The following is a 24,924-nucleotide window of genomic DNA, read 5'->3' on the forward strand; positions in this document are numbered from 1 at the left end:
AAGAAATGATAAAAAAGAAATCACTTTCGGAAATGATACAAAATTTAAGAGCCAATGAAAATATTATCAATTGGACTGAAATAGAGCCTCAAGAAGCGAAAACAAAACCTCTACCAGAAAGTGTCGATCCTAGGATTAAATCGGCTCTCGTAAAACGAGGAATAGAACAGTTATATACACACCAGCACTCAGCCTACGAAACAATACGTAAAGGTGAAAATATTGTAGCTGTAACGCCGACCGCTTCTGGAAAAACACTTTGCTATAACCTTCCAGTATTACAAGCGATTGCGGAAGACGACGGCAGCCGAGCGCTTTATTTATTTCCAACAAAAGCTCTTGCACAAGATCAAAAAAGCGAATTGACTGAAATCATAAACGAAATGGGAATTGATATTAAGAGCTTTACCTATGACGGCGATACTTCCCCTGCCATTCGAACTATAGTAAGAAATGTAGGGCATATCGTAATTACGAATCCCGATATGTTACATTCTGCAATACTTCCTCATCATACAAAATGGGTAAGTTTATTTAGCAATCTTAAATATATCGTTATAGATGAGCTTCATACTTATAGGGGCGTATTCGGAAGTCACGTAGCGAATGTCATACGCAGGCTCAAACGGATATGCAAGTTTTATGGAAGCAATCCACTGTTTATTTGTACTTCTGCCACAATAGCAAACCCAAAGGAACTAGCAGAACAGTTGACAGGGAACCCTATGCGGTTAATTAACGATAACGGTGCACCACGAGGAAGGAAACATTTTGTTTTTTATAACCCTCCAATCGTGAATAAGCCACTCAATATACGAAAAAGTTCTACTGTAGAGGTAAACCAATTAGCTAAGGAATTTTTAACGAATAAAATACAGACGATTGTTTTTGCTCGCAGCCGGGTAAGGGTAGAAATCATTTTAAGCCATATACAGGAACTGGTTAAAAATGAAATCGGGACCAAATCCATACGGGGCTATCGTGGCGGCTACTTGCCTAATCAACGGCGGGAAATCGAAAGAGGATTAAGGAACGGCGAAATATTAGGCGTGGTCAGTACAAATGCTTTGGAACTAGGTGTAGATATTGGGCAACTGCAAGTCTGTATTATGACTGGTTATCCAGGGAGCGTAGCAAGTACATGGCAACAAGCAGGCCGGGCTGGAAGACGTCATGGAGAAGCTCTTGTACTAATGGTAGCAAGTAATACGCCTATAGACCAGTATATCGTCCAAAACCCTGAATACTTCTTTGATCGGTCCCCGGAATCCGCTAGAATTAACCCGGAAAACTTACTCATTCTAGTCGATCACGTACGCTGTGCAGCCTATGAACTACCCTTTAAGAAGGGGGAAGAATTCGGCACCATAGAAATTGTAGACATTTTGGAATATCTAGTAGAAGAACGGGTGCTAACCCATGCAGGTGATACGTTTTACTGGGCTAATCTGGCTTTCCCAGCGAGTGAAGTTAGTCTGCGTTCTGCCGCGCAGGAAAATGTAGTCATTATCGACCAGTCAGAAATAGCGAACGTGAAAATCATTGGAGAAATGGATCGTTTTAGCGCAATGACCCTTTTACATGATGAAGCTATATATTTACATGAAGGGGTACAGTACCAAGTCGAAAAACTGGATTGGGAGCATAAGAAGGCTTATGTCCGGAAAGTCGATGTAGAGTATTATACAGACGCGAACCTGGCGGTAAAACTTAAAGTATTAGCTGCAGACAGGACGGAGAGCAGGCGTACTTCATCTATTATATATGGAGACGTCGTAGTAAATTTCCTAGCCACACTTTTCAAAAAAATTCGATTGAGCAGTTTTGAAAATATCGGGTATGGTCAAGTTAACCTTCCAGAAGATGAACTGCACACCAGCGCAACTTGGATAGAATTAAAAGAGGTAGACCCGACAATTGAAACAAAAACACTTGAACAGCTGCTGCTTGGAATAGCAAATGTATTAAGGCATATCGTACCCATTCATGTTATGTGTGACCGAAATGATATTCATGTCGTTTCACAAATAAGGGCTGAACATACGCAGCTGCCTACGATATTCATATATGACCATTACCCCGGAGGTATTGGACTTTCTGAGGACGTTTATAAACGGTTTGATGAAGTAAAAGAAGCGGCAATAAAATTAATTAGAAAATGTCCATGTGAAGACGGCTGTCCTTCTTGTATCGGTACAGAGATACATGGACTTCATACAAAACAAACAAGCTTAGAGCTGTTGAGGTCATTATGATTAACTATGGTTTTATTAGCAAGAACGAAATGCAGTTCGTTCATATTGCTCCGCTAGGACCGATTCAATTTGTTGGTCTGCAAAAGCAAACACATTATCTTCTTAATGAAGCGGAGGGCAATCGATGAGTTTATTACGGGATAGAATGAATCGTTTGCGGGGAGACAGCAGAGAGGAAGACAAACAGCCTGTAGCAGCGGGAGCTGCAAGTGGAGAGCAGATAGTACAGCAACCTGAAGACGATGAAGAATGGCTTTCACCCGTGTGGGAGACATTCGATGTCAAGTTGGTTACGAACGAAATAGGAAGCTTTCTCCTTCGAAAAATCATTTATCCGTCAGATTATCGTCATGGTCACCATGCTTTAGTAGAGCTGCACGATTCTGCGCCTGCCTTAACGGCGTTTCATCCTGAATCTCAAATGTCTGCTGAACAAATTATGTTTCTCGATTTGGAAACAACAGGATTAGGCGTTGGAGCAGGGAACGTTCCTTTCATGGTTGGAATAGGCTATATGTCAAAGGAGCATTTTGTTATCGAGCAAGCTTTGATTAGGCACCCTGCTGAAGAGCGAGCGATGCTTCATTTTTTAATGGAGAAGCTGAATCATTATACTTTTTTGTCCACCTATAACGGAAAAACATTCGATTGGCCGCTCGTTCAAAGTCGTTTTATTATGAATGGCCTTGGCCGTAAAATGTGGGAACCTCAGCATCTTGATTTTTTGCATCCCGCTAGATCCATTTGGCGAAATACGCTCGTTTCTTGTAAATTAAGCCATGTTGAAGAAGAACGGCTCGGTATTCACCGAGAGGACGATGTTCCAGGATCATTAGCTCCTCAACTCTATTTTGAATTTTTGGCGAATGGAGATCCAGCGCCGCTTGAAGGGGTTTTTCGCCATAACGAAATTGATATGCTCTCTCTAGCTTGTCTAGCGATTCGATTTGGGCATTTATTAAACGGCAACATCAGCAAGTATATTCCGCTTCCGGATGAGCCGGAGGAGATGGTGCGCACAGGACTTTGGCTCGAGCGTATGGGCAAAAACGAGCTTCCTTGTCATTTATTCGATATGGCCATGAAGGAAGAGAACTCGAAACCATCTACGTTAGTCATGCTTGCCGCGCGGGACAAGAAGGCTGGAAATTGGGATCGTGCTGTGTTATTGTGGCAGAAGGCTATTATTCATTCTTCGACAAATTTTGGATCTGCAGCCCATGAGGCAAGCATTGAGCTTGCTATGTATTATGAGCATAAGATCAAAGATTTCGAGTCGGCATTAGGACATGCGAATGTAGCTTTTGAACATGCTTTGAATCATTCGCAGCTCGTTCGTCGCGATACCAAAAAAAGAGCGGAGCTCGAGGCTTTGCGCAATCGAATAACAAGGCTGCGACGCAAATCAACCAAAAATGTTCAATAAGAAGCTACTTTTTAAAATAGGATAAAAGCGTGAACAGACAGTTGCAGATCTATTATATAGCTTATCTTTCAAAGGAAAACGTAAGCTTGACCACCATATAGTGGCGACTGCCGTTTACGCTTAGGAGGATTAAAACTATGACAGTAGGACTGCCAGTTATGCGTGGCTTATTAATTGATCTTGACGGAACGTTATATCACGGTACTCATCAAATCGATGGTGCAGCCGAGCTCATCTCTTATTTGAGAGAGATAAAGCTCCCCTATCGCTTTGTTACAAACAATTCTTCGTCTACACCAGATGAGGTTGCTGAGAGGCTAATGAGAATGGGCATTCCTGCTGCTGCTGAAGATGTATGTACATCAGCCCAAGCGGCTGCCGAGCATATCGCTTCGATCAAGCCAGCTGCTTCAGTATTTGTCGTTGGTGAGGCTGGATTAAAGCAGGCTGTGCAAGAAGCAGGGTTAGTTCTGACAGAGGAACAACCGGATTTTGTTTTACAAGGGATAGACCGCTCGTTCACCTATGAGCGATTAACGAAGGCGGTTCGGTATATTCACAGCGGGGCAATATTCGTTATGACAAATCCTGATTTGCTGCTGCCATCCAGCGATGGCCTCATTCCGGGAGCGGGCTCTATAGGCGCTATGTTAAAGGCAGCAGGCGGCAAAGAGCCTATCCTCATTGGCAAGCCTTCTTCCATCCTCATGAGTTATTCATTAAGAGCAATTGGCTTAAAAGCAGATGAAACCTGGGTAGTAGGCGACAATTTGGCAACAGATATCGCTTTTGGTGAAGCAGCTGGCTGCGGTACGATCCTTGTTCTGACTGGACTTACAACAGCTGAGAACATCGAGTATTATATGGGTCAGGCAGGGTGTAAGCCGACTGTTATTTGTAATCATTTAGAAGAGCTTCGTTCTTATATATCTGATCATAGAGATTGTTAAGACTTATAACGAAGAAAATAGGAAGGAAGCGAGTTTTCATGTATGAATTGCCGGAACTGGAAAATTATCGGGCTTTATTGGCGGAGCAATTCGCAGGCGCCCAAATTACCGGTATCGAGATAACTAATGTTAAAGTTTTTCAAGCAAGTGAAGAACAAATTGGGCGTGATGTCATTAGTAAAGTTGTATGGTTTATAGAAAGAAGAGGCATGCATTTAGTTTTACACTTGGATAATGGAAAACGTCTATTGCTTCATTTGGGGCAAGGGGCTTATTTGTATAGAGGCAGCGCGACTGACAAACCTGACCGCAATGTTCAGTTGAAACTGATTTTCGGCGAAGTCGTATTGTACGGAGTGGGCTTGCGAGCGGAAGATTTGCAGCTCTTGACCGTGAAGGAAGTCGAGGGTAAACTTGGACGCCTTGGACCAGATGCTATGGACAAAAGAGTGACACTTCAGCGTTTCATTGCACTTTTTGCCAAAAAACGAGTTGCGATTAGAACGGCTCTAATCGACCAAAACGTGATTTCAGGAATAGGTGCAGTGTATGCGGATGAGATTTGTTTTGCTGCAGCCATTCGTCCCGATACCAAAATTCCAGCGATCGAAAGCGAAGCGTGGGAACGCCTATACGCAGCGATGCATAATGTACTAAAGGAAGCGATTTCACAAGGCGGAGCGGCGGAGTATCCGTTTTATGAGGGGGACAGCTTGACTGGGAAACATCGTAATCACTTTCAAGTTTACGAGCGTGAGGGTCTATTATGTTCACGCTGCGATACTGTGATCGAGAAAATCGATGTGTCTGGTCGTAAAGCGTATGCCTGTCCTAATTGTCAACAAGATGAGGGAATAAGTAAGCTTTGAGTCTATCGGTTGAACGGGGGATTCACTCATGATTCATGTTTATTTAGACGATTATCGCACTTGTCCAAAAGGATTTGTTTTGGCAAGCAACGCAGAAGAGTGCAAGCAGCTGCTTGATCTTGAGGAAGTAGGTATTTTGTCGCTGGATTACGATCTAGGGTGGTCTCAGCCTACAGGCTATGAGGTTGTGCGCCATATTGTTGAGACGGGTCGTTATCCCGATCAAATATACTTACACACCTCAAGTGCCGCTGGTCGCATGCAAATGTATCATATGCTTTCAACGAATGCGCCGGCTGAGACCAAGCTGTTCAATGGTCCGATGCCGGACGCGCTAATCAATAATATAGCGGGTCGTTAATATACACCCAACCCTCGAGGGCTTTTTATACCCAACCCTTAAGGGCATTTACACCCAAACCCTTAAGGGCTATTTACAAACCCAGACCCTTAAGGGCTTTTTATTGCGAAACTCTAATTGAATTTACAACCTCGACCCCAAGGGCTTTTCGAACCCACCCAAACCCTCCCTTCCAAGGGAGGGCCCCAAGGGTTGCACCCTCTGGACACCCGCAACTGGACTAACGTGAGAGTCTAACCGGCGCTCCTAAGTTTGGGTAGAGCATGGAACGCTTTCGTCCCTTTAGGACACGCTTACACTGGAGAGGCTTTCACCCTCTCTAAAAATCAACATTACGAGATAAGATCATGGACAAGCTCGGGTTTACCATAAGTCTAATTTTTAGATCTATTTTCGTCGATTTGATACATAAACGGGTATTAAAAGACAATAGGAAGGAATGGATTTTTTTCTATTGTGAGAACTAGAAGTAATATTGGTTGAAAAAATCACTCGAATAATTTCACGAAATGTGACTTATTCGGTTATAATGCAAACAAAGGTTAAAAATATAAATGGTTCTAATCATGTATTTATAAACAAATGACATGTTTAAGGTCATTAAATAATGCCTAAAATATGAAAATGATTGCTTTGAATCTAATTAGTAATTACAAAGGCTTCCTAACCCACACAACTTAAAACTATTAATACCTTTAAACACCACCAACTTTAAGGATGTCCCAAAGGTACGGAAGTGCTCCTACGCAAACATAACATGTGTGAATTGCTTCAACTCCAACGTTAGTCCAATTGCAGGTGTCCAGAGGGTGCAACCCTTCTGTAATCCTTTGGAAGGTCAGGGTTTGGGTGAGGTCGAAAAGCCCTAATGAAAAGGGCAGTATTGCACTTGATGGTTCAAGTAGTAAGCAGGAGAACGACAAGTTCAACCAGTTCACTTCCACCAATATTCTTACACCAACTTCCAGCGTGTCCCGAAGGGACGAAAGCGATCCTAAGCAAACATAACAAACCTGCGCCGCATTAACGCCAACGTTAGTCGAGTTGCGGGTGTCCAGAGGGTGCAACCCTTGGGGCCCTCCCTTGGAAGGGAGGGTTTGGGTGGGTTCGAAAAGCCCTTTGGGTTGGGTAGTAAAGCGCTTGAAGAGTTTGAGTAGTAAAGCTCTTGTAGAGTTGAGTAGTAAACTCCCTTAAGGGTTTGGGGTTGTAAACTCCCTTCAGGGCTGGGGGTTGTAAACTCCCTTAAAGGGCTCGGGGTTGCAACCCTCGAGGGCAAGGGTGAAAAAATCCCTCTAGGGACCAAGGGTAATCAAACACGAAAGAGGTTTAACATACGTGAGTCAATGGATCGGAACAGCTAATCAAACTTATGCACCATATGCGATGGAGGAGCTTCGGAGGCTAATTGAGGGTGTAGCCTTCACACAGCTAGCAGCAGGCGAAGTGTTCTTAATGTCGAGCCCGCTCACACGGGAAGAGACGCTGCAATCTATTCATCAGCAAGAGCCGATCTTTTTACGCCATGTGCAGCCGGTGGATCGTACGATTGAAATAACAGGAAATGCTAATGATTTAGAACAATTGTCTAGCATGGTCCGAAATGCAGTATTAACTTTTGAAAATAAACGAGTTGCCGTTCATATTCGACGTACATCTAAGTCTGAGTTTGTGTATTCGGCTTCGGATACAAAAGCGGTCATTGATGCTGTGCTCGAGGAAATTGACGCGGAGCCTGTTGTGCAGCAGCCAGACGTTATTATTGCGATCTATGCGGCGGTAAATCAGCTATATGTCGGTTTTGGATCGCCATCGGACATGCTGTCGGATTGGCCGGGTGGAGCGGTTCGTTTTCAGCGTGAAGAAGGACAAGTCTCGCGTGCCAAATTCAAGCTGCTAGAAGCGGAACGTGCATTCAACTTGAACTACGCTGGTTTTCAGAATGCACTCGATGTTGGTGCAGCACCAGGAGGCTGGACTTCACTTTTGTTGGAACGCGGCTTGCGGGTTACCGCGATCGATCCTGCTGAATTGCATCCATCTCTCATGGCCTATCCAACGTTAACTTATTTAAAGCGAAATGCATCGGAAGTGAAATTTAATCCAGATTCATTCCAGCTGCTTGTTTGTGATATGAGCTGGAGTCCTATGATGATGTGCAAGCTGGTTCTCGATCTTGAGCCTGCGCTAACGAAGGGTGCAACAGCCATTATTACGGTTAAGCTTATGCACCGCAAACCGCTCCAAACGATCCGAGATGTGATTTCACGGCTTTCAACGGAATTCAAGCTACAAAAAGCGAAGCAACTGTTCCATAATAGAGAAGAAATAACACTTTATTTGATCAAAAAATAACAGGAGACGCCCCCCTTACTGCAAGGAGGGCGCTCTTTTTCGCATCTAGCAAACCATGGTTACGAGGAACAGCTTATGTCTATTCACAATTAGTCGAATCAGGTTGAAAATATATGGATAATAGCTGTAATCACTTGAAGGAGACTTGGTCGATGCCCAATTTGAAAGCGCTTTATATGAATTTGCGAATCAAGCACAAAATGTTTGTGTTGATATCAGTAATCATGTTAGTCGTTGCCATGCTTGCAATTATCATTCAACAATATGCATTTGATTTTTATGATCAGGAAATATACAAGCAATCGTCCAAAGCGCTCAGTTTATCGTCGCTAAGTATCGAGAACGAGCTGAAAAAAATGGAGAAGCTCACCTTTATGCTTTCAACGGATTCAACGATCCAGCATTATTTGAGATCCATTAAGAGTGGATTGTCCGATTACGATAACTATGTCGTGCAATTAACGGTAAAGGAGAGAATGGTCAATATCGGGGCGCTCGATAAATATGTGCTTTCCGCCCAGCTGTATGACGTAAATGATAATGAGTACGCGGTGGGTGCAAATTCGATAACGATTTACCAGGATCGTTTGGATGCTTTTAAAAATGCTACAGCAGTGAGAAAGGGGGGAAACACCTGGATTGCCCCCTACAGCAATGATAAGTCCTTAATTGCTGCACGTGAGGTGCGTTCGTTTGAGCAGCTCAGCCTAGACTATCTTGGGACATTAGCGCTTCGCATCGATATGAACAAACTATTTAGTGACCTCGCTAAAGGTATGAACAGCAACGATGCGAAGTTAATCATTATGAAAAATAATGAAGCGGTGTATCCAGAAGAAACGGCTTTTTCTAAAAATTCCTTATCCGCGTTACCTGGCAAAGAGGGTTACAAAGTTATTCAGTATGAGGACAAGCAATATTTCGTTACTTATATAGCGTCAACCTATACAGATTGGACCTACTACACACTGATTCCATTCGATGATATTTTTGAACGTGTTGTGAAAGTGAAAAATACGATTATTATTATTTTTGCTATATTATTTATCGTGATCCTTTTGATTGCTGTTGGCTTCGCTAACGGCATTACTGAGCCCATTGAACGTTTGAACGCAAAAATGAAAAGGGTACAGTTGGGCAACTTTGAATATACCGAAGAGCCGAATGAGAGAGCACTTGCAATGGATGAAGCCGGTCAAATGCATCGAAACTTTCGAATTATGATTGAACGAATCAATGAGCTTATACATGAAAACTACGTGAAGCAGCTTACGATACGCGATACCGAATTTAAAGCGCTGCAGGCTCAGATCAATCCTCACTTCCTATACAACACATTAGAATCGATTAACTGGTCCGCTAAGTTAAGCAATCAAACGCATATTTCTCAAATGGTTGAAGCTCTGGGCTCATTGCTCAGAACGTCAATCAATCTAAAGGAGCCGCTCATTCCGCTAAGCAAGGAACTGGCCATCATTAATCATTATGTCACGATTCAGAAATACCGTTTTGAAGAAAGGCTTGATTTCCACATCGATGTACCGGACAAGCTGCTTAACTGCAGTATTCCAAAGCTCTCTCTTCAACCGCTCGTTGAGAATGCTATTAACTATGGGCTTGAACAAATGATTGACACTTGTAAAATAAAAATTCATGCTTATGTTGAGAATGAGTTATGGTTTATTTCAGTAGAGGATAATGGTCCAGGCATGGAAGAGCAGTTTGTCATGAAGTTATTAAGCGGACAGGTGCAAACGAAAGGCTCAGGTTTAGGCTTGAAAAACATTGAAGACCGCATAAAGCTTCTGTACGGTGAATCATATGGTTTAATGGTGGAGAGCAGGCCGAGTGGCGGTACAAGTGTTAAGTTAATGCTTCCTTATGAAATGAGGGATTCCGATGTATAAGGTTTTGTTGGTTGATGATGAACGAATAATCGTAGAAGGCATATCGCGCACAGTGAATTGGAATGCATATGAGGCTGAACTGGCAGGAACGGCGCGCAATGGACTTGAAGCGATGGCTTTTATCGAGAGCCATATGCCAGATATCGTCATTTCGGATATCAAAATGCCAGGCTTGAATGGATTGCAATTAGTGGAAAAAGTGAACGCTGAGTACCCGCATATCGCTTTTATCCTACTATCTGGCTTTAGTGAGTTCGATTATGCTCGAACAGCGATGCAATTTGGTGTAAAGCATTATTTGCTGAAACCATGCAATGAAAATACGATTACAGATGCTTTGACGGAGGTCATTTCAGAGCTAAAGAAGCAGCATACGCAAGAAAGCTTCATGCTCCATATCCAAAAGGAGCTCTCAAAGGTGCTTCCTCACGCGAAGGAGCAATTTCTTAAGGAGCTTGTTACGAATAAGACATATGGTCAGCGTGATTGGGATGACTATGGCAACCTATTTCATATCACGGTAGACAATGAGAAGGTTCAGCTGATTTTGTTTCAAATTGAGGGTGTTTTTGAATTTGAGCATTTGTTTGCCGTCAAAAATATCGCCCAGGATGTACTCGGCAAACCGACGGTACTCCTCAGTACGACGATAGGTAAACATGTGCTGCTGCTTATTAAAGAAATCGACGAACCAGAAGTCTTATTCGCACAATTAATTGAAATTAAGCAAACGTTCTCTTCCTATTATAAATTGGATGCCACGGTGGCAGTCAGCAATGCGGGTCAAATAATCGATGCTCGTAAAATGTACCGTGATACGCTGGAATGTTTAAACTATCAGTTTTATTTAGGAGAAGGAAGCATCATTACGCAGAAGGATGTCGAAAGAGGAGATGACACTGCGCTTAAGCCTTTCTTTTATGATGAAGAACCACTTTGCATGCACGTGAAATCAGGGGACTGGGCATTTGTTCAGCAAGAGCTGCAAAACTATTTTGTAATGCTCGCCGACAGCCGTATGGATATGCATCTCTCGAAATCTTATGTTATTCCGCTTTACATATCAATCGTTCGACAAGGCAAACCTGAAGAAATCAATGAATATTTAACAAAGATTGCTGGATTCGATCAATTTACTACACTAAAAACGACACAACAATTCGTTACCGAATGCGCAGAGCAAATTTGCTTGAACAATTTCCACACACATACTAATAAGCACTCCGGTATTATTCAAAAGATGATTCAAGTAATTGAAGCACATATTTCAAATCCAGATTTATCGCTAAACTGGGTTGCGAGTGAAATTTTATATATGAACGCTGATTATGTAGGCAAGCTGTTTAAGAAGGAAATGGGTGAGAAATTCTCAAACTACGTCGTTCGATTAAGGATGGAGCGGGCGATGGAAGAGATCGAGAAGACAGGCGATGTGAAGGTTTTTGAACTTGCTGAGAAATTTGGGTTTGGAGATAATCCGCAATATTTTAGTCAGGTATTTAAAAAGCACACGGGGTCTACGCCATCAGAATTCAAAAGGTCGCCATAATGGCGACCTCTGTTTTTTTAACAAAGAAAGCGGTTTTTTTAATTCCGACCATTAAACATTCACCCTATAATAAAGCTTGTAAACAACATTAAAGAGTCTGGAAGGGGCGTAACACAATGAAAGCACCGAAGAAAATGCTTTTACTGCTCATGGCTTTTGCACTCGTTCTCGTAAGCGCTTGCGGCGGAAACGCAAACAATGAAAAATCAACTAACGCTACCAACGCGCCAAAATCAACTAATGAAGTGAAAGAAGAGTCAGCAGAAGCAAAACCGGTTACTCTTCGTATCGCATGGTGGGGTGGTCAACCTCGTCATGATTACACGATGAAAGTTATTGAAATGTACAAAGCAAAAAATCCTCATGTCACGATTGAAATGGAATATGCAAACTATGATGATTACTGGAAAAAGCTCGCTCCTCAAGCAGCTGCAAATGAGCTTCCTGATATCATCCAAATCGATACGCAAAACTATTCCCAATATGCTGGTAGAAAACAACTGGCTGATTTGACTCCGTTCCTCGGCAATCAAATTGACGTCAGCGATATCAGCCAGAACGCGATTGATGGCGGTAAACTAGGCGATGGACTATATGGTATGAACCTTGGTGTCAATGCTCTTGGTTTTAACTACGATCCAGCACTATTGAAAAAAGCTGGTATTGAATCCATCCCTGAAAACTTCACTTGGGATGATTACTTAGATATGGCTGGCAAAGCAAAAGCAGCAGGACTTTTCTTCGATAGCGGTATGCGTCCAGAAGTGTTCTTCGGCTACTACCTACGTACATTAGATAAAACATTGTTTAACGCAGAAGGCAATGGTCTTGGTTATGAAGATGATCAGTTGTTCACCGATTTCTTCGGTATGCTGGCTAAACTAGTTATTGATGGCGCAGTGCCATCACCAGATGTACTTGCTCAAATCAAAGGAGCGGAAGACAGCCATCTCGTATTGAACCAAGGCATTGGCGTATGGCAATGGTCGAACCAATATGTTGGCTTGCAGCAAGTGGCTAACCGCCCGCTAGCCATAGCTCCGATGGCTGGTCCTAATATGAATAAAGGCTTGTTCCTTAAGCCAAGTATGTTCTTCTCCGTATCTGAGAATTCGAAAGTTAAAGAAGAAGCAGCTAAATTTATCAACTTCTTCGTAAATGATATCGAAGCAAACAAATTGATATTAGGCGATCGCGGCGTGCCTGTTTCATCAAAAGTGAAAGAAGCGTTAAAAGCGGTTTCCACTGAAGCTCAGATTCAAGTTTATGATTATGTAGCTTGGGCAGAAACGAACAGCTCACCAATGGATCCAGCTGATCCAATCGGTTCTGCTGAAGTATTCAAATCGTTGACTAGTCTTGCTGAGCAAATGAACTACAACAAAATTAAGCCAGAAGATGCAGCTAAGAAATTTAGAGACGAAGCAACCTCCATTCTGAAGAAAAACAAGTAATATTGTTTGAGTAGAAGCGATGGTTGGTCGATAGATCGATCATCGCTTCTTCATTAATAAAGATCCTGTGGCACGCTAGACTTCGTATAGGAGTTGGATAAGATGAAATCGCTATCATTTAAAAACAACTTGATCGGATACACCTTTATTGGTCCATTTGTAATCGGATTTTTATTGTTCACCTTGGTTCCAGCCATCGCGTCGTTATATTTCTCGGTTACGGATTATGATCTCTTATCGACACCATCCTTCATCGGATTAGAGAATTACCAGACGATGTTTTTGGATGACTCGAAGTTTTGGGCATCTTTGAAAGTAACTTTTTTATACGTATTTATCGGTGTACCGCTTAGACTGGCATTTGCTTTATTTATTGCAATGATCTTGAATACAGCCTCGAAAGCAATCGGGTTATATCGGACCGTTTATTATCTTCCTTCGATTATTGGCGGGAGCGTTGCAGTATCGATCATGTGGCGTAACTTGTACGGCGACGAAGGCGTTATAAACATATTTCTGAATGCACTCGGTTTAGATAGCGTGAGATGGTTTGCTGAACCTGCAGCTGCGCTGTGGATGCTCATTACATTATCCGTTTGGCAATTTGGCTCGTCGATGCTTATTTTTCTAGCTGGACTCAAAAATATACCGCCAGAATTGTACGAAGCTTCTAATGTGGATGGAGCAGGACCCGTCATTCGCTTCTTCAAAATTACATTGCCAATGCTTAGTCCAATCATTTTGTTTAATACAATCATGCAAACCATCGGGGCATTTATGACCTTCGTTCCTGCCTACATTATTTCAAAAGGCGAGGGCGGACCATTAGACGGCACACTTCTTTATTCACTTTATTTGTTCCGTCAGGCTTTTGTTTATTTCGATATGGGATTTGCATCAGCGATGGCGTGGGTAATGCTCATCATTATCGCTATTCTGACAGGTATCCTGTTCTATACCTCTAAAAAATGGGTTCATTACGAGTCGAAAGGTGGCCATTAAACATGACATTCAAAAAGGTGAAATGGCCGATCTACCACGTATTTGTCGCTGCGCTCGCATTAGTAATGGTATACCCTGTGTTATGGCTGTTAATGAGTTCATTCAAACAAAGCAATCTCATTTTTGCAACGGCCGATTCGTTAATTCCACAGCCTTGGATTTGGGAAAATTATAAAATAGGCTGGATCGGCATCGCTGGTCAATCGTTCGGAAACTTTATAATGAACTCGCTCGAAATTGTTGTTTTATCTACCATTGGAGCTGTATTATCATCTGCTTTTATCGCTTTTGGTTTTGCAAGACTTAATTTTACCGGTAAAACGTTTTGGTTTGGCATCATGATGGTTACACTTATGCTGCCGCATGATGTGGTGCTTGTACCGCAGTATATTTTGTTTGCCAAGCTTGAATGGCTAAACTCAATCAAGCCAATCGTTATACCGCAGTACTTTGGCATTCCGTTTTTTATCTTTTTGCTCATCCAATTCATTCGGACCATTCCTAATGAGCTTGATGAAGCTGCAACAATCGATGGCTGCGGCAAATTCCGCTTGTTTTTCCGAATTATATTGCCGCTCGTTGTTCCAGCACTAGCAACAGCTTCAATTTTCTCATTCTACTGGCGCTGGGAGGACCTGCTCGGTCCGGTTCTGTACTTGAATCGTCCAAGTTTGTATCCTGTGTCGATGGGTCTGAAAATGTTTCTTGATAGTGATACCGTCTCAAACTGGGGTGCCATGTTCGCGATGTCGATCGTCAGCCTCATTCCGGTACTTGCCATTTTCTTTGCTTTCCAGAAGTACATTGTTGAAGGCATTAGCACAAGTGGATTGAAATAATGATATAGGGGAGAGGAAGATGGAAATGCCACAGCTTCAATTTGACGAAAATCATATAAAAGATGTTATAGATCGTGTAGTAGATCGCACATTTAGAATGGATTTTAGCTGGGATTGGCCAGGCGGTGTCGCTTTCTATGGGGTAGCGGAAGCCTACGAAGCAACAGGAAATGAACGCTACATTCAGCTATTACAGGAATGGATTGATGAGAAGCTTGAGGACGGATTGCCAAAGTTATCGGTCAACGGTGTATCGATTGGTCATGTTTTAATCTCGCTATACAAAGCGACCGATGACCAAAAATATTTAGATGTTGCTATTCAAAAGGCGGAGTACCTAAAAAATGATGCCGTTCGATTCGCAGATGGCATCTTCCAGCACACGGTCAATTCAGAAACTTATCTTTTTCCCGAGCAAGCTTGGGTGGATACGATGATGATGGCGGGCTATTTCCTCGTTCGTATGGGGCATCTATTGGGACGTAACGATTATTTGGAAGATGGATTAAAGCAGTATCACGGACATGAGCATTTTCTACAGGATTCAGTTTCAAACCTATACTATCATGGCTGGGACAATATCGCACAAAATCATATGTCCTCGATCTTCTGGGCACGCGGCAACTCATGGGCTGCTCTTACGATGGCAAAGGCATTGCCGCATATAGCTGTTCAGCATCCTTCATTCATGATTATTGAAGGCTCGATGCGTGATCAACTGAGTACATTAGTACGTTTGCAGGCAGAAAATGGACTTTGGCATACGGTTCTGAACGATGACAGTTCCTATTTTGAAACGTCAGGATCAGCAGGGATAGCAACTGGATTATTCGCCTTTGGCTCCTTGTACAACAAATACATTCAACGCTCGATCGATGGTATTTTAAGCCAAATTACCGAGGAAGGCGCAGTGCTGAATGTATCTGCTGGCACAGCTGTTATGAACGATTTGCAGGGGTACCGAGATGTTGCTCACAAACGAGTGCAAGGCTGGGGTCAAGGACTCGTGCTTGCATTTCTAGCAGAGCTGCTGAAATCCAAGAAACGTGTATTTTAAATAATGCTTGTTGTTCCATTCTTCATTTATATGTTACATTAGCACTAATAGATAAGCATTCAGGAAGGCATCCTGATGCCGCTTGTAACTTTACAAGCGGCGTCGGGATGCCTTTTTTGTTTTTTATTTCATGAAGGAGGGATCATTATGGATCGTTCGGAACTTGTATTTGCCCCGTATGCGCTTGGTGCGGTGATCGGTGGTCGATATCGAATTGTAAGTATTTTGGGACGAGGAGGCATGAGTGTCGTATACGCCGCAGATGATTTGAAGCTCGCAAATAAACGTAGAGCGATCAAAGTAATCGCACCTTTGCCAGGCGGCAGAAAATACGCGGAAGAAGCAAAGATGATGATGAAGATCGAGCATCCTCATCTTCCTTTGATGGTTGACTACTTCCCGCCGCATGATCAAGAATACGAGGCACTTGTAATGGAATATATTGACGGTCATACTGTTGCACACATATTCCATGCAGACACAGCATGGTTAACATTTCCACAATTAATAGCTATCGGATTACAGCTCTGTTCAGCCATTCGTTACTTGCATGAACATACTCCTCCAATCATACATCGAGATTTGAAGCCTTCAAACGTGATGATAGATATAAAAGGGAATGTAAAATTAATTGATTTTGGCATTTCACGCCAGTACATAACGGGAAAGGAAAAGGATACCGTGCAGCTGGGCACAATTGGATTCGCAGCTCCAGAACAAGCGGGCACAGGGCAAAGCGACGAGCGAACGGACATTTATGGACTCGGAGCGCTTCTGTATTTTATGGCCAGTGAGGGTAACGTTTATCGTCAAAAAGCTGGACAAGCAGCGGAGTCTGAGTTATTCGCCTGCCTGCAGTCAGACGTTCCAAAAGCATTCAAAATCGTCTTGAAACGTCTGCTGCAGTCTGATCCGCAATACCGATATGGCACTATCGTTGAAGTAGAGGAGGCACTGGCTGATTTTGCCGAGCCCAACCGTACGAAATTATCCGTTTCGTTTCAAGAGAAAAACAAATCAAGGGCACCAATAAACCAACAGCGTATTGGTTTATTATCCATATCTTCAGGTGCAGGGGCTACCTTTTTGACGCATTCACTTGCTGTTATGCTTGGTCGGCAAGGTGCCTCTGTAGCAGCAGTCGAATTCGACGATATTCGTCCTGAATGGCATGCATGGTTAACTGGACATAAAAATATCAGCAAACAAGGACAGTCTGATCGGATCATATTTGATAAACGCTACGTCCAATATAAACATAATGATTTTGCTGTAAATTGGTTTTCATTTCACCCTGAACGATGCTCCGAATATCAATATGAAGCTCAGACATTTGAACAGATGTTTCGTTATTCACAATGTTTATTTCAGCTCATCGATTTCTCTGGGAGATGGAATGAATCAAATTCATTATCCTTGCTGAAACAGGCGCAGTTTGTTTTTGTAATCGGAGATCCGGTCGTGGTCAAATGGCAAACAAGTGAATTAAAGAAGCTTATGAACTTGAAAGAAGAATTGAAAACCTCTGGCGGTAAATTGTTTTTCATCGCCAATAAGGATATTCCATTCCATGGACGTAACGAATGGCTTTCCTTATTTCCTGATAAGCCGAAGGCAATCGTGCCCCTCCTCCCACAAGAGACACTGCTTTCGATGCAATGGAAAGGGCGATGGGCAACGGATGAATTACGCTTAAACAAAACATTAAAACATGCGCTATTGCCCATTTTGAAGCTCCTTTATAAGGAAATGAACACAGAATGACCATATTTGTGGTACAATGATACGGGCAAAACGACACAATTCTCAAGCTAAGATTATGGTTCATATATGAATGGAGATAAAGACAAATGAGTTTGTTAACAGTTGAGCAATTATCACATACGTTCGGAGATCGTGTACTTTTTAAAAATGTATCCTTTCGTTTGTTGGACGGGGAGCATGTTGGCCTAGTTGGAGCGAACGGCACAGGCAAATCAACGCTGATGAATATTTTAACAGGCAAGCTGCTTAAAGACGAAGGAAAAGTCGAATGGACACCGCGTGTTCGTTACGGATACTTGGATCAGCACACGAAGCTTGAAGCAGGCAAAACGATCCGCGACGTGCTGAAGGATGCGTTTTTACCTTTGCTGCTATTGGAAGAAGAGCTAAATAACATTGCAGCTCAAATGGGCGATGCAGATTCAGATCAATTGGATGAGCTGCTATCGCGGATGGGCGAAATTCAAGAAGAGCTGGAGATTGGCGATTTCTATTTAATCGATGTAAAAGTAGATGAGATGGCAAACGGGCTAGGTCTTAATGCGATCGGACTTGATCGAGACGTTACCGCACTTAGCGGTGGTCAGCGGACAAAGGTGCTATTAGCTAAGCTGCTCCTTGAGAAACCAGGTGTTCTTTTGCTCGATGAGCCTACGAACTATTTGGATGAAGAGCATATCAATTGGTTGACCAATTACTTGAAAAACTACCCGCATGCGTTTGTTCTTATTTCGCATGAAACGAGTTTTATGAATCAAGTCGTCAACGTTATTTATCATCTTGAATTTACGAAGCTGACGCGCTATTCGGCCAATTATGATAAGTTTCTTGAAATGGCTGATTTGAACAAGGCTCAGCACATCGACGCTTACGAGAAGCAAAAGGATTTCATTAAGAAACAAGAGGATTTTATTCAAAAAAATAAAGCGCGCGCTTCGACATCTGGACGTGCTAAGAGTCGTGAGAAGCAGCTCGATCGTATAGACCGTATCGATAAACCGGAAGAAGCAGCAAAACCAACATTTAGTTTTAAAGAGTCGAGAACGAGCGGCAAGACTGTTTTTGAAGCAGAAGGCATGGTGATCGGCTACAACAGACCACTTTTGCCTAAGATGGATATGGTCATTGAACGCGGTGATAAGATTGCTATCGTTGGCTGCAATGGCGTTGGTAAATCTACGCTTCTCAAAACCATTCTTGGCGTAATTCCGGCACTTGATGGCAAAACCTATTTAGGGGATTATTTAAATCCTGCTTACTTTGAGCAAGAAGCGAAAGCTCCGACGATGACGCCGCTAGAGGACGTATGGGATGAGTTCTCCTTTATGACCCAATCAGAGGTTCGGGGTGCGCTAGCGCGCTGCGGCTTGAAGAATGAGCATATAACACGTTCACTTAACCAGCTTAGCGGTGGTGAGCAAGCAAAGGTTCGTCTTTGCAAGCTTATGATGCGCGAGAGCAACTGGATTTTATTCGATGAGCCGACGAACCATTTGGACGTCGTAGCCAAAGCAGAGTTGAAGCGTGCACTTAAGGCTTATAAAGGAACTGTCGTTCTCGTCTCTCACGAACCGGAATTTTACGAGGATATGGCTACCAAAACATGGGATGTAGAAGCCTGGTCGATGCAAAACTAGGAGTGGTTTTAGCTTAATATGATTTATCTTCGTGTAGATAAACACCCTCCGTGGCAATTGCCGGTCTACTCTTCCTGTAGATCGGCTTGCTTGCATTTGTGAAACGTCTTCATTATGATAAATTTAACCGTTCTTATAGATGATGATATGGTTGATCAACAGAATTAATATTATTTACAACTGGAAGCAGGTGGTCCTCTAGGATGAAAGAACGTATTCTAGTCGTCGAAGATGAATCGGGTATTTCCCGAATATTACAACTTGAACTTGAACATGAGGGATATACCGTAGGAACTGCAGCTGATGGCAGAACTGGATATGAGATGGCTTCGACAGGTGAGTGGGAGCTTGTATTGCTCGATGTGATGCTGCCTGAAATGAGTGGAATTGAAGTGCTGCGATTACTGCGCCAAGCAGGAAATCCAGTACCCATTATATTATTGACTGCTCGCGACACCGTACCGGATAAAGTAAGCGGATTCGAGCATGGTGCTAATGATTATGTTACTAAGCCGTTTGCAATGGAGGAGCTGTTGGCGCGTGTTCGCAACATTTTGCGTATATTCCAGCAGTATCCGAAGGAAGCAGAAGGCTCTGATATGATAAAGGTTGGAGACCTAACTATTGAGCTACGCACGCGTAAAGTTTACCGCAAGGACATATTAATCGAACTAACACCGCGTGAGTTTGAGCTGCTCGTTTACCTTGTGGAGAACAAAAATGATGAGAAGTCGCGTGAAGATATATTATCAGAAGTTTGGGGATATGATTTTATCGGTGAAACAAATCTAGTTGATGTTTATATCCGTTATTTGCGTCAAAAATTGGACAAGGGTTATCGTCATAAGCTTATTCATACGGTACGAGGAGTAGGTTATATGATAAAGGAGCCCGATGCATGACACTGCGCAAACGGTTCACGCTTTTCACCATTTTTTGGCTCATTTTTATTTTGATACTATTTAATATTTTTGTGTATTTCTATGTGATCAAAATTACGACTGAAAGTGAAGAAGAGGTCATTGCGAATAAGGTGAATCTCATGCTTGAGAATCCCCGAATTCAGAGCGGCCGAGGATTAAACTATCCGGAGCTGCTCAATGAGTATTACAACGTAAACGAAATGATCCGCATCATTGCGCCTAATAACAGGGTCGTAAATATAACAGGAACGGATGAGCTGCTGCAACAGCTGCCAGCGACCTTTGAGGTACATCACCATACGGGGATGATTACGAAGGGCGGAGAGCGAATTCTGTTTATGCGAGTTCCGCTATATGACGGCAATCGTGTTATTGCTATGCTTGAGATTAATCGTATATTAGATGAATTGGACAATTATTTGCAGGTACTGGTTGCTGCGTTAAGCGTGACGAGTGGCGGTGCTATTCTTTTCGCCATATTCGGTACGTATTGGTTTACCTCAAGACTAACGGCACCTATTCAACAAATGGTTAACACGATGCGCGAAATTGATCGAAGCGGAAAGCTTAGACAAATCGAGCTTAGTAACCGCGAGGAATCTGCCGAGCTTTTGCAGCTGGTCCGTGCATTTAATCAGATGATCGAACGACTTGACCGTACATTTGCAAAACAGAAGCAGTTCGTTGCAGATGCTTCTCATGAGCTTAAAACGCCGCTTACGGTTATTAGCAGTTATGCTGGCATGCTAAAACGTTGGGGCCGTGATGATGAGAGCTTGCGAAATGAAGCGATAGAGGCCATTGATAAAGAAGCGAATCGTTTGCAAAATTTAACGAAGTCGATGCTAATGCTTGCTGAGGCAGAGCAAGAGGATTGGCTGCGGCAGGAGCTGTTTGACGTTGTTCAAGTGGTTGATGAGCTTGCAACGATGCTGCAAACGACGTTTGGCAGACCGATTCGGGTGAAGGCGATGTCCAAGGTCGTTCGAATGGTCGGAGATAAGGACAAAATTAGGCAGCTGCTAGTCATTTTGCTCGATAACGCCATTAAATACTCGAAGGACCCTATCGATATAACGATTACGCTCGTTAGACATATCGTGAAAATCGAGGTCAAGGATAAAGGAATGGGCATACCAGAAAACGAAATTCCGCATCTTTTTGAGCGTTTCTATCGTGTCGATGGTGCCAGAAGCCGCGCAACCGGCGGTGTTGGACTTGGTTTGTCCATCGCCAAACGAATCATTGATTTGCATGAAGGAAAGGTAGATGTATTTAGTCTGCCGGATTTAGGCACAACGATTACCATACAGTTTAAACAGCGTAAACAATAACCTATATCATTGGAGGGCATAACGAATGAAGTTTCGTACGGCAGCCGTTCAGTATAAGCTTGCTGATATTAACACGTTTGAGCAATTTGCAGAGCAAGTGACTCACTATGTTCGTAATGCCTCAGAATACGGGTCACAATTTATTTTATTCCCAGAGTTTCTGACGACACAATTGATGTCGATTGGAGATGAGCAGGGAGATGCGCTTCTTTCTATCGACCGTCTTCCCGACTTTACCGAGGGTTACTTAGCTCTATTTCGTTCCCTAGCTGCTGAGTATGCGGTATACATTGTTGGGGGCACCCACGTTATTAAGCAAGCGGATGGAAGTTTGCGCAATGCTGCACATCTGTTTCATCCTGATGGAAAAATAGACGTTCAGCATAAAATCCACATCACACCAGCTGAAGTAGAAGGCTGGAATATGTCGGCAGGTGAAGGTCTTGAGGTATTCGAGACCGCATTTGGAACCATTGCGATGCTTACTTGTTATGATATTGAATTTCCAGAGATCGTTCGAATGGCAAGGGCTAAAGGAGCAGATGTTATTTTCTGCCCATCTTGCACGGATGATCGTCATGGGTTCTATCGTGTACGTTATTGCTGTCATGCTAGAGCGGTTGAGAATCAAGTGTACATCGTAACAACGGGTACGGTTGGATCACTTCGGAGAGTAGATCTCATGCGTGCAAACTTCGGTCAAGCTGCTATTATAGCTCCGAATGACATTCCTTTCCCGCCTGCCGGCATTTTGAGCGAAGGCATCATCAACGATGATATGCTCATCGTGGCCGATCTTGATTTGTCTCTGCTTGAGGAAGTGAGACAGAAAGGCTCAGTCACCACATGGCGTGATCGTCGAACAGATTTGTATACGGATTGGAATTGATCAAATAAGAAAGCTCTTCAATAAGAGGAGAATGGGCGAAGCGATGCGTAAAGAGTTGTACTTGTTCATTGACGGAAAACCGCAAAAAGCTATCATTCGTCATTATAATTTAGCCGATTTTGAGGGTTTAATTCATGTTCAGCGGCTAAGCTTCCCCCCACCTTACCCGCAGGAGCTATGGTGGAATAAAGATCAATTAACTGAACATGTGACTCGTTTCCCAGAGGGTGCCATATGCGCTGAGGTTGATGGTTCGATTATTGGCTCCATGACCGGATTAAGAATCGATATGAATGAATATGGTCATGATCATAATTGGGAGACTATCTCTGACAGTGGTTATATTCGCAATCATAAGGAGAGCGGAGATACGCTTTATGTAATAGACCTTTGCGTCATACCGGAATACCGTAAATCTGGTATTGGCAAATGGCTCATGCAGTCGATGTATGAGACCGTTGTCCAGCTAGGACTTCTGAGATTGCTCGGTGGCGGTCGCATGCCTGGTTATGGAGCTCGTTCGCATCAGATTTCTCCAGAGGAGTATTTGGATAAAGTGATGCAGGGTGAATGGAAAGACCCAGTTATTACATTTTTGCTTAAATGCGGACGAATGCCAATTGGCGTTGCTCATAACTATTTAGACGATGAGCAATCACACAATTGTGCTGCCATTATGGAGTGGCGTAATCCATTTAAATAAGGAGATGTACATATATGCTAATCTATCATCGTATCACAACAATTGAAGACAAGTATTTTGGTCCATTACATAAGCTTCTTCAAACGATTTTTCCACCTGAGGAAGTTCTTGCTTATGAGTTATGGCGGGAACCTCTTGAAGATCCAACCATTCATGTTTATGTGGCGATACATGAGGGGGAAGTGGTAGGCTCAACCGAATACCGTTATTATCCAGAGCTGCGTGTGGCTATGACTGACTTTACGATTATCGGAAAACCATCACTCGGTATTGGTCGCTTTCTGCTGCGTAAACGGGAACAAGATTTGCAGAAGCTAGCTGAGCAATCCGGTACGGTTTCGATTGGCATGTTCGCTGAAGTATACGATCCATATCGTGCTGAAGAGCATGCATTCGGCGGAGTTTCTCCTATGAATCCGTTTGTTCGTCGCGAAGTTCTGTCGCATATCGGTTACAAGCGAATCGCATTTCCTTACGTTCACCCTTCTTGGGACCACGAAGGTCAAGCAGTCTCTGAACTGGATTTTTGCTTCCTGCCGAAAGATGAAGAACAAACTACGATTGACGCAGCTCTTATTGCCACATTCCTAGAAGGCTACTATGCAGCACTGCCAAACAAGCCTGAACAATGGCTTCAAATGATGGAACAAATCCGTGCATCGGAGACGTTTGAGCTGCTGCCGCTATGACGAAGTTGATTTTCAGAGGAACCGGAGATTCCATGAGTGTACCTCGCATTTATTGCGAATGCGAGGTTTGTATGGAAGCACGGGATACGCAGGAAAATCGTCGCTATAGGTCATCGCTGCAGATTGAGGATCAGGAAGCAGGAACGGTGTGGATTGACTGCGGGACGGACTTCGCAAAACAATTGGAAATGGCAGCAATACGTGAAATCGATACACTGCTTATCACGCATGCTCATTTTGACCATATCGGCGGATTAGTGGAGTGGGCAGACGCTTGCCGTTGGACGGGAAAACGTGGTCAAGCCTACGCGCCTGCGGAAGTCATTCAAGAAGTATTAGATCGATTTCCTTGGTTAAGCCGGCAGATCGAATTCCATTCTTTCGATTCTCCTGTTATGTTCGGTAAATGGCGTGCATATAGCTGGCGTGTCAATCACGGTAAAAACGGCTATGCCTATGCCTTTCGATTCGAACATACTGAAACAGGCTGTAAATGGGTATATTGCTCAGACTCCATCGGCTTGACTGATGAGCAGCAGAAACATTTGGTAGATCTTGACTTGCTTGTGCTTGGTACAAGCTTTTACGAAGAGCCTTTTGCGTATGAAACCCGTTCTGTCTATGATGTTATTGAAGCTATCGAGCTTATCCATAAGTGGAAGCCAAAACAAACCATTTTCACACATATGTCGCATGATATCGATCTTAGAAGAGATTATAAGCTGCCCGAACAACTTCAATTTGCACGAACGGGAATGGCAATTTCGTTATAGCTTTAGGAATAGGTTAAGTCTTGCTTGACAAGATGCTTGTCTTTTTTGTACAGTATTTATGAATCCTTTTTTGGATCTACTATTAACTTTATGCTTAAAGGGGAAATTTTAATGTTTGCTGGTGTCCATAACTCATAAATTGGATATAGTCAGATGAACGTTGGTCTTGCAACGATTCCCGGTGTGTGAAA

General features: G+C 43.0%; 21 protein-coding genes. All 21 read left to right on the forward strand.

Going from position 1 to position 24,924, the window contains the following annotated elements:
- The first annotated feature begins 8 nt into the window (after positions 1 to 8).
- The 21 genes from AC787_RS10065 to AC787_RS10160 all read left to right on the forward strand — a co-directional run bounded on the left by AC787_RS10065 (position 9) and on the right by AC787_RS10160 (position 24,733).
- Entirely contained in the window at positions 9 to 2,255 is a 2,247-nt protein-coding gene (locus AC787_RS10065; protein WP_054027010.1) for a DEAD/DEAH box helicase, read from the forward strand.
- Entirely contained in the window at positions 2,252 to 2,383 is a 132-nt protein-coding gene (locus tag AC787_RS35055; protein WP_268760164.1) for a hypothetical protein, read from the forward strand. The genes AC787_RS10065 and AC787_RS35055 overlap by 4 nt, the downstream gene beginning before the upstream one ends.
- A complete protein-coding gene (locus AC787_RS10070) occupies positions 2,380 to 3,681 on the forward strand; it encodes a ribonuclease H-like domain-containing protein (protein WP_054024649.1) in 1,302 nt (433 codons plus the stop codon). Before AC787_RS35055 ends, AC787_RS10070 begins: the two co-directional genes overlap by 4 nt.
- Positions 3,682 to 3,818: 137 nt before the next feature.
- Positions 3,819 to 4,631: a TIGR01457 family HAD-type hydrolase gene (locus tag AC787_RS10075; RefSeq protein ID WP_054024650.1), complete on the forward strand. Its 813-nt coding sequence runs from the start codon at positions 3,819 to 3,821 to the stop codon at positions 4,629 to 4,631.
- A gap of 38 nt (positions 4,632 to 4,669) precedes the next feature.
- A complete protein-coding gene (locus tag AC787_RS10080; protein WP_054024651.1) occupies positions 4,670 to 5,500 on the forward strand; it encodes an Fpg/Nei family DNA glycosylase in 831 nt (276 codons plus the stop codon).
- A 28-nt stretch (positions 5,501 to 5,528) separates the two neighbouring features.
- Positions 5,529 to 5,861: a cyclic-phosphate processing receiver domain-containing protein gene (locus tag AC787_RS10085; RefSeq protein WP_054024652.1), complete on the forward strand. Its 333-nt coding sequence runs from the start codon at positions 5,529 to 5,531 to the stop codon at positions 5,859 to 5,861.
- Between the two features lie 1,335 nt (positions 5,862 to 7,196).
- Positions 7,197 to 8,213 carry an SAM-dependent methyltransferase gene (locus tag AC787_RS10090; RefSeq protein WP_054024653.1) on the forward strand — a complete coding sequence of 339 codons (1,017 nt, stop codon included), beginning with the start codon at positions 7,197 to 7,199 and terminating at the stop codon, positions 8,211 to 8,213.
- Positions 8,214 to 8,365: 152 nt separating this feature from the next.
- On the forward strand, positions 8,366 to 10,120 hold the full coding sequence (locus tag AC787_RS10095; RefSeq protein ID WP_054024654.1) for a sensor histidine kinase: 1,755 nt from the start codon (positions 8,366 to 8,368) through the stop codon (positions 10,118 to 10,120).
- Positions 10,113 to 11,669, forward strand: coding sequence for a response regulator transcription factor (locus AC787_RS10100; protein WP_054024655.1), 1,557 nt, complete (start codon positions 10,113 to 10,115; stop codon positions 11,667 to 11,669). The genes AC787_RS10095 and AC787_RS10100 overlap by 8 nt, the downstream gene beginning before the upstream one ends.
- A gap of 116 nt (positions 11,670 to 11,785) precedes the next feature.
- Positions 11,786 to 13,123: an ABC transporter substrate-binding protein gene (locus AC787_RS10105; protein ID WP_054024656.1), complete on the forward strand. Its 1,338-nt coding sequence runs from the start codon at positions 11,786 to 11,788 to the stop codon at positions 13,121 to 13,123.
- A gap of 102 nt (positions 13,124 to 13,225) precedes the next feature.
- Positions 13,226 to 14,125: a carbohydrate ABC transporter permease gene (locus tag AC787_RS10110; RefSeq protein ID WP_054024657.1), complete on the forward strand. Its 900-nt coding sequence runs from the start codon at positions 13,226 to 13,228 to the stop codon at positions 14,123 to 14,125.
- Between the two features lie 2 nt (positions 14,126 to 14,127).
- Positions 14,128 to 14,964, forward strand: coding sequence for a carbohydrate ABC transporter permease (locus AC787_RS10115; RefSeq protein ID WP_054024658.1), 837 nt, complete (start codon positions 14,128 to 14,130; stop codon positions 14,962 to 14,964).
- Positions 14,965 to 14,989: 25 nt separating this feature from the next.
- Complete coding sequence (locus AC787_RS10120) at positions 14,990 to 16,021, forward strand: glycoside hydrolase family 88 protein (RefSeq protein ID WP_054027011.1); 1,032 nt, start codon at positions 14,990 to 14,992, stop codon at positions 16,019 to 16,021.
- A gap of 147 nt (positions 16,022 to 16,168) precedes the next feature.
- On the forward strand, positions 16,169 to 17,785 hold the full coding sequence (locus AC787_RS10125; protein WP_054024659.1) for a serine/threonine-protein kinase: 1,617 nt from the start codon (positions 16,169 to 16,171) through the stop codon (positions 17,783 to 17,785).
- 86 nt (positions 17,786 to 17,871) lie between these two features.
- Positions 17,872 to 19,422, forward strand: coding sequence for an ABC-F family ATP-binding cassette domain-containing protein (locus tag AC787_RS10130; protein WP_054024660.1), 1,551 nt, complete (start codon positions 17,872 to 17,874; stop codon positions 19,420 to 19,422).
- A gap of 203 nt (positions 19,423 to 19,625) precedes the next feature.
- Complete coding sequence (locus tag AC787_RS10135; RefSeq protein ID WP_054024661.1) at positions 19,626 to 20,324, forward strand: response regulator transcription factor; 699 nt, start codon at positions 19,626 to 19,628, stop codon at positions 20,322 to 20,324.
- On the forward strand, positions 20,321 to 21,679 hold the full coding sequence (locus AC787_RS10140) for a HAMP domain-containing histidine kinase (protein WP_054024662.1): 1,359 nt from the start codon (positions 20,321 to 20,323) through the stop codon (positions 21,677 to 21,679). Before AC787_RS10135 ends, AC787_RS10140 begins: the two co-directional genes overlap by 4 nt.
- 25 nt (positions 21,680 to 21,704) lie before the next feature.
- Positions 21,705 to 22,568, forward strand: coding sequence for a carbon-nitrogen hydrolase family protein (locus tag AC787_RS10145; protein WP_054024663.1), 864 nt, complete (start codon positions 21,705 to 21,707; stop codon positions 22,566 to 22,568).
- Positions 22,569 to 22,611: 43 nt separating this feature from the next.
- Positions 22,612 to 23,271, forward strand: coding sequence for a GNAT family N-acetyltransferase (locus AC787_RS10150; RefSeq protein ID WP_054027012.1), 660 nt, complete (start codon positions 22,612 to 22,614; stop codon positions 23,269 to 23,271).
- 14 nt (positions 23,272 to 23,285) lie between these two features.
- Positions 23,286 to 23,960, forward strand: coding sequence for a hypothetical protein (locus AC787_RS10155; RefSeq protein WP_054024664.1), 675 nt, complete (start codon positions 23,286 to 23,288; stop codon positions 23,958 to 23,960).
- On the forward strand, positions 23,957 to 24,733 hold the full coding sequence (locus tag AC787_RS10160) for an MBL fold metallo-hydrolase (RefSeq protein WP_054024665.1): 777 nt from the start codon (positions 23,957 to 23,959) through the stop codon (positions 24,731 to 24,733). Before AC787_RS10155 ends, AC787_RS10160 begins: the two co-directional genes overlap by 4 nt.
- The last annotated feature ends 191 nt before the right edge of the window (positions 24,734 to 24,924 follow it).

This window comes from Bacillus sp. FJAT-28004 (assembly GCF_001280845.1).
Lineage (GTDB): Bacteria > Bacillota > Bacilli > Paenibacillales > Paenibacillaceae > Pristimantibacillus.

Bases quoted from the DNA above. Each gene is read 5' to 3' on its own strand.
- AC787_RS10080 (WP_054024651.1), top strand. From the start codon at position 4,670: ATGTATGAATTGCCGGAACTGGAAAATTATCGGGCTTTATTGGCGGAG.
- AC787_RS10110 (WP_054024657.1), top strand. From the start codon at position 13,226: ATGAAATCGCTATCATTTAAAAACAACTTGATCGGATACACCTTTATT.
- AC787_RS10145 (WP_054024663.1), top strand. From the start codon at position 21,705: ATGAAGTTTCGTACGGCAGCCGTTCAGTATAAGCTTGCTGATATTAAC.
- AC787_RS10070 (WP_054024649.1), top strand. From the start codon at position 2,380: ATGAGTTTATTACGGGATAGAATGAATCGTTTGCGGGGAGACAGCAGA.
- AC787_RS10085 (WP_054024652.1), top strand. From the start codon at position 5,529: ATGATTCATGTTTATTTAGACGATTATCGCACTTGTCCAAAAGGATTT.
- AC787_RS10155 (WP_054024664.1), top strand. From the start codon at position 23,286: ATGCTAATCTATCATCGTATCACAACAATTGAAGACAAGTATTTTGGT.
- AC787_RS10125 (WP_054024659.1), top strand. From the start codon at position 16,169: ATGGATCGTTCGGAACTTGTATTTGCCCCGTATGCGCTTGGTGCGGTG.
- AC787_RS10150 (WP_054027012.1), top strand. From the start codon at position 22,612: ATGCGTAAAGAGTTGTACTTGTTCATTGACGGAAAACCGCAAAAAGCT.
- AC787_RS10135 (WP_054024661.1), top strand. From the start codon at position 19,626: ATGAAAGAACGTATTCTAGTCGTCGAAGATGAATCGGGTATTTCCCGA.
- AC787_RS10130 (WP_054024660.1), top strand. From the start codon at position 17,872: ATGAGTTTGTTAACAGTTGAGCAATTATCACATACGTTCGGAGATCGT.
- AC787_RS35055 (WP_268760164.1), top strand. From the start codon at position 2,252: ATGATTAACTATGGTTTTATTAGCAAGAACGAAATGCAGTTCGTTCAT.
- AC787_RS10095 (WP_054024654.1), top strand. From the start codon at position 8,366: ATGCCCAATTTGAAAGCGCTTTATATGAATTTGCGAATCAAGCACAAA.
- AC787_RS10115 (WP_054024658.1), top strand. From the start codon at position 14,128: ATGACATTCAAAAAGGTGAAATGGCCGATCTACCACGTATTTGTCGCT.
- AC787_RS10160 (WP_054024665.1), top strand. From the start codon at position 23,957: ATGACGAAGTTGATTTTCAGAGGAACCGGAGATTCCATGAGTGTACCT.
- AC787_RS10120 (WP_054027011.1), top strand. From the start codon at position 14,990: ATGCCACAGCTTCAATTTGACGAAAATCATATAAAAGATGTTATAGAT.
- AC787_RS10100 (WP_054024655.1), top strand. From the start codon at position 10,113: ATGTATAAGGTTTTGTTGGTTGATGATGAACGAATAATCGTAGAAGGC.
- AC787_RS10075 (WP_054024650.1), top strand. From the start codon at position 3,819: ATGACAGTAGGACTGCCAGTTATGCGTGGCTTATTAATTGATCTTGAC.
- AC787_RS10140 (WP_054024662.1), top strand. From the start codon at position 20,321: ATGACACTGCGCAAACGGTTCACGCTTTTCACCATTTTTTGGCTCATT.
- AC787_RS10105 (WP_054024656.1), top strand. From the start codon at position 11,786: ATGAAAGCACCGAAGAAAATGCTTTTACTGCTCATGGCTTTTGCACTC.